This window comes from Thiohalocapsa sp. (genome assembly GCF_022340605.1).
Classification (GTDB): Bacteria; Pseudomonadota; Gammaproteobacteria; order Chromatiales; family Chromatiaceae; genus Thiohalocapsa.
On sequence record NZ_JAJDNQ010000162.1, the window covers coordinates 1 to 5,452 of the forward strand.

A 5,452-nucleotide genomic window follows, 5' to 3' on the forward strand; every position below is an offset into this window, starting at 1 on the left:
CGCCGACTGGCGCGACCCCGCCGCCCGCGACACCCTGCGCCGCATCGGCGCGGAGTGGGTGAGGCGGCGGGACACCGCCATTCTCGCCGTTCCCAGCGCCGTCATCCCCATCGAGACCAACTACCTGCTGAACCCGGCGCACCCAAACTTCGGACGCGTCGCGATCGGCGTGCCGGCGCTGCTGGAGACGGACCTGCGGCTGTTACGCTAACTTCATTTGAGGCTGAAGCGCCCGTAAACTTGCACCTGCCTCCACCATTAGGAAGGAGCCTGTCCATGCCCCAGGCGGATTACGTGCCGCTGGCCGTCCCCTCGGCCCGGGCGCGCCTGCATCGCTATCGCATCTTTCTCGCCTCACCCAACGACGTCGCGCTGGAGCGCAGCGCGGTACGGGACATCGTCGCCCAGCTCCAGGGCGAGTACCGCATCGCCGACCACCTGGCGCTCAACCTCATCGCCTGGGACGGACCCGGTGCCGCGGTGGCCATGGAGGCACCCCGCCAGCCGCAGGAGAGCATCAACCGCGGGCTGCCGAGCCCGGCGGACTGCGATCTGTTCATCGGCATCTTCTGGTCGCGCATCGGCTCGCCCGACCCGGTGCCGGAGAAGAAGCCGGACGGCACCGACTACCTGTCCGGCAGCGAATGGGAGTACTGCAACGCGCTCGCGGGCTTCCAGGCTGGCGGCAGCCCGGACATCTGGCTGTTCCGGCGACGGGAGACGCCACGCATCGCCATCAACGACCCGGACCGCGACGAGCTGTTGGCGCAATGGCAGAAGCTCGAAGGCTTCTTCGCGCAGTTCAGGACCGCCGACGGCTGTCATCTGGGTGGCGTCAACCGCTATCAGCGCGCCGAGGACTTTCGCGGCGTGCTGGAGCCGATGTTGCGCCGCCACCTGCTCGCGGCCATCGATCACCTGCGGCACGCGCAAGCGGACGCCGTGGGAGCAGCCTCCGGCCGCGACGGGGTGGGCGACGACGACCAGGGCGCTCGGGATGCCGGCGTGGGCGCCGACGCAAGCGATCTGCTGACCGCAAGGCAGCAGGCCCTGAGCGGGCGCCCCGCCGGCCTCGACCTCGACCTGCCGGACACGTCGCCGGCCGCGGCACTCCCCCCCGGCATCGAGCCCTATCCCGGTCTGCTCGCCTTCACCCCCGAGCAGGCATCGGTTTTTTTCGGCCGCGGTGCCGAGATCGACCAGCTCCTGACCCTGCTCGCCGACCGCGACAGCCGCTTCATTGCCATCGTCGGCATGTCCGGCGCCGGGAAGTCCTCCATGGTCGCCGCGGGGCTGCTGCCGAAGCTGCGCGCCGGGCTCATCGGTGCCGCGCCGTGGCTGGACCTGCGCTGCACCCCGGCCGAGCGCGCCAACAACCCGTTGCTCGGTATCGCCGCGGCGTTCAAGGCCCGGCTCCCCGCGGACGGCGACACCGAGGGCGCGCTTGCGGCGGAGCTGCGCGCGCATCCCGAACGCCTCGCGGCTGCGGTGCAGATCCTGCTTGCGGATGCGCCCGAGGGTGCCGAGCTGTTGCTCTTCATCGACCAGTTCGAGGAGCTGTTCACCCAGGTGAAGCCCGCCCTGGTGGCCCCCTTCGTCGGCCTGCTGGCAGTGGCGGCCGGCATTCCGCGCCTGCGCACCCTGGTGACGCTAAGGGCGGACTTCTACGCCACCGCCTGCCAGCAGCCCGGTCTCGCACGGCTGTTGCGTCGCGAGCGCGGCAGCTTCCCGCTGGACCCGCCCGGGCGCGAGGCCCTGCGCAGCATGATCGCTGGCCCGGCGCGGGTGGCCGGGCTGCGCCTGGATGACGAGCTCACCGGATGCATCCTCGACGATGCGCTTGGGTCCGAGGGGCGTGCCGAGGGCGGTTCAGCAGGCACCGGTGGCCGCGGCACCCTGGCGCTGACCGCTTTCGCACTGCGCGAGCTGTACCGCAAGGGCCGTGCCAGCGGCCGGCTCAGCCTGGCCGACTACAACGCCATCGGCGGCCTCGACGGCGCCGTCGCGAGGCGCGCGGCGACCACGCTGAGTCGCCTGACCTCCGCCCAGCGCGAGGCGCTGCCGCGACTCTTCGCGCGCCTGGTGGAATTCAACGACGAGGGCGTACCCACCCGCCGCCGCGCCGCCCGCGCGGACCTCGACGCGGACCTCGCCGCCCTCGCCGACGAGCTCAGCGCCGACCGCGCCCGGCTCCTGACGGGTGGCATGGGTGCCGGTGACCAGCCTACCGTCGAGCTCGCCCATGAGACTCTGCTCACCGCCTGGCCGGAGTTGGCCGACTGGGTCGCGGAGAACGAGAGCGGGCTCCGTGCCCGCAAGGACCTGGAGCACGCCGCCGCCGAGTGGCAGGCCGCCGGGCGCAGCGGTGCGGCGCTGAAGGGCGGGGCCATGCTCAGGCGCTACCGCCGCGCGCCGGCCTCCGACCGGCCGGAGGTTGCCGAGTATCTACGCGCTTGCAGCCGCCGCCGTCGCAGTCGGCGCATCGCCGCGAGCCTCGGCGCCGCGCTGCTGGGCTTCGGCGCCGTGCTCTACCACCACGTCAGCCAGTCCCATTATCCGCCGGCGCTGGCGGCCCATGCCTTCCTGGTGAACCTGCACCTGCTGCCCGTGCCGCGGCCGGACCTGGTGGCCATCGAGGCCGGCAGCTTCCGCATGGGCGACATCGCCGGCGACGGCTACTACGACGACGAGCTGCCGGTGCACCCCGTCACCATCGCCGAGCCGTTCCACCTGGGGCGTTACGAGGTCACCTTCGACGAGTACGATCTCTTCGCCGCCGCCACCCGGCGGCCGAAGCCGAATGATCAGGGCTGGGGCCGTGGTCGGCGGCCGGTGATCAACGTGAGTTGGGAGGACGCGACGGCCTACGCCGCCTGGCTCGCGCGTTTGACGGGCGAGGATTACCGGCTGCCGAGCGAGGCGGAATGGGAGTACGCCGCCCGCGCCGGCACCGCCGCCGCGCGCTGGTGGGAGGAGACCGACCCGGGTGCCGAGCCCTGCCGGTTTGCGAACGGGCAGGATCGGACGTTCGACCGATCCGGCTACTGGACTGAGACCACCAAGAAAGCGTACGCCAGCCAGGGGCTTTGGGAGCCTTCACCCTGCGAGGACGGCGCTGTCAACACGGTCGAAGTCGGCGGCTATGGGGCGAACCCATGGGGACTCCACGACATGATCGGCAACGTCTGGGAATGGGTCGCTGATTGCTCTTACGCCTATCCGGATGCGCCGCGCGATGGCAGCGCGGTCACGGAAGGGCATGGTGGCACAAGCAAAAATTGTGCCGCCCGGGTGTTGCGCGGCGGCGCCTGGAACGGCGAGGCCCGCGACCTGCGCGCTTCGGTCCGCAACAGGGACGCGCTGTCGAACCGCAACAACAACCTCGGCTTTCGGCTCGCCAGATCCAATTAACTTTTTTTCTCTTGACTTTTTCCCTTTTTCGTGAACCGTGTATGTCAGTCTTGTATCGCACGGTGGCGCAGCCCGCGCCGGACTAAGCTCTGAATACCCGCGCCGCAGGCGCAGCGTCTACTGGAGCCCTCCATGCCCGCCCAGAACCCCGTCCCGCCCGCCGTGCAACTCTGCCACGAGCTGCTCGCTTGGCTGATCCCGCTGCTGGACCAGTTCCCGCGTGCCCGCCGCTTCACGCTGGGCGAGCGTTTGGAGAGCGGGCTCTTGTTCGTACTGGAGAACCTGGTGGACGCAGCCTACGCGCGAGACAAGCGTGAGGCCCTGGCACGGGCGAACCGCCGGCTTGCCGTGACGCGCCATCTGTGGCGGCTGTGCCTGGAGCTGAAGGTCATTGGCATCAAGCGCTACGAGCATGGCGCCAAGCTAATGCTCGAACTGGGTGCGCAGATCGGTGGATGGCTCAAAGCGCACCGGGCCGCTGCGCCGGCATGAAGCGTATCGGCGGGCTATGGGAGCGCCTGATTGGGTTCGATAACCTCTGGCTCGCCTGGCGGCGTGCACGGCGTGGCAAGGCCCGCTCCCGCGGGGCCGTGCTGTTCGAGCTCGAGTTGGAGGAGAACCTGCTCGGGTTGCAGGCGGAGCTTGCCTCCGGCACCTGGACCCCCGGTGCATATCGGCTGTTCAGCATCTACGAGCATAAGCCCAGGCTGATCGCCGCCGCGCCGTTTCGGGACCGCGTGATACACCATGCGGTGATGAACCTGATCGAGCCGCTGTTAGACGCCCGCCTGATCGACGATTGCTACGCCTGCCGGCGCGGTCGCGGCACGCATCGGGCGGTGGACCGGTATCAGACCTGGGCGCGGCGCTACGCCTACGCAATGAAGCTGGATATCCGCCGCTACTTTCCATCCATCGACCATCGATTGCTCAAGGAATGCCTCGCGCGGCGGATCAAGGATCAGGCCGTCCTCACCCTGCTGGAGCGAATCATCGACTCGGCACCGCCCTGCGCCGAGCCGATGGCGCCCTTTCCAGGTGACGACCTGCTGACACCGCTGGAGCGCCCACGCGGCATCCCCATCGGCAACCTGACGAGTCAGTTTTTCGCCAACCTGCTTTTGGACGACTTCGATCATTGGGTCAAGCAGGGCCTGCGCTGCACGGGCTACCTGCGCTACGTGGACGATATGGTGTTCTGCGCCAATGACGAGGGGCGGCTCGCGGAGTGGCGCGCGGCAGTGACAGAGCGCCTGGCGGGGCTGCGGCTGCGGCTGCACGCGACCCGCGGCCAAGTGCAGCGCACCGCGGACGGACTGACGCTGCTCGGGTATCGGGTGTTCCCTAAGTTTCGGCGGCTGCTGCCGGAGAACGGCTACCGCTTCGGGCGGCGCCTGCGCGCCCTTGCCGTCCGTTATGCGGCAGGCCGCGCCGAATGGCCCGAGATCGATGCCTCCGTACACGCCTGGATCGGCCACGCCGCCAATGCCGACACTTGGGGCCTACGCACGGCGATCTTCCGTGGTGTAGTCTTCACGCGGGGATGACGCTCGAGCGCGCGCCCGGGTGTTGCGCGGCGGCGCCTGGAACAACGAAGCCCGCAACCTGCGCGCTTCGGTCCGCAACAGGAACACGCTGTCGAACCGCAACAACAACCTCGGCTTTCGGCTCGCCAGCCCGCCCGTGCTCCGGAGCCGGTGTGTCAGTGGTGTTCTGCGCCGCGATGCAGCGGGTGTGACCGCGGGTGATCAGGGGTGTCGTTCCCGGTTCGGCAGGGTGGCCGGGCCGAACAGCTTGCCATGGACGGTGGTGGCGGCCCTGGTAGCCGGTCCAGCGCCGGCGAACGGGCCGCTGCCTGACAGCAAGTCCAATTTCTGGTGTTGCTCGTCCACCTGCGCGAGCATGCCGAGGCCGTTTTGGCTACCGCCGTCCAGGTGTCGCCCTCCAGGGCGACACGGATGAGCAACGTCGACGGCGATGCCGTGGAAGTGCAGGACGCGAATGCGCCGCCGAGACTGAGCCGGTACGGCTCAGCCACCCC

At 69.6% G+C, this 5,452-nt stretch carries 4 protein-coding genes; all 4 read left to right on the forward strand.

Translation table 11 applies throughout. The features are described 5' to 3' along the window. Positions 1–211 (forward strand): RES domain-containing protein (locus tag LJE69_RS19870; protein WP_296927803.1); only part of this gene is annotated, 211 nt, incomplete at its 5' end. A gap of 65 nt (positions 212–276) precedes the next feature. Further along, positions 277–3,411, forward strand: coding sequence for an SUMF1/EgtB/PvdO family nonheme iron enzyme (locus tag LJE69_RS19875; RefSeq protein WP_296927804.1), 3,135 nt, complete (start codon positions 277–279; stop codon positions 3,409–3,411). A gap of 132 nt (positions 3,412–3,543) precedes the next feature. After that, positions 3,544–3,903 (forward strand): diversity-generating retroelement protein Avd, encoded by a 360-nt coding sequence (gene avd / locus LJE69_RS19880; RefSeq protein ID WP_296927805.1) that lies wholly within the window; start codon positions 3,544–3,546, stop codon positions 3,901–3,903. Further along, complete coding sequence (locus tag LJE69_RS19885; protein ID WP_296927806.1) at positions 3,867–4,958, forward strand: RNA-directed DNA polymerase; 1,092 nt, start codon at positions 3,867–3,869, stop codon at positions 4,956–4,958. The genes avd and LJE69_RS19885 overlap by 37 nt, the downstream gene beginning before the upstream one ends. Positions 4,959–5,452 lie beyond the last annotated feature (494 nt).

What these genes read in the sequence shown, in the direction of transcription:
- LJE69_RS19875 (WP_296927804.1), top strand. Translation starts at nt 277, where the DNA reads ATGCCCCAGGCGGATTACGTGCCGCTGGCCGTCCCCTCGGCCCGGGCG.
- avd (WP_296927805.1), top strand. Translation starts at nt 3,544, where the DNA reads ATGCCCGCCCAGAACCCCGTCCCGCCCGCCGTGCAACTCTGCCACGAG.
- LJE69_RS19885 (WP_296927806.1), top strand. Translation starts at nt 3,867, where the DNA reads ATGGCTCAAAGCGCACCGGGCCGCTGCGCCGGCATGAAGCGTATCGGC.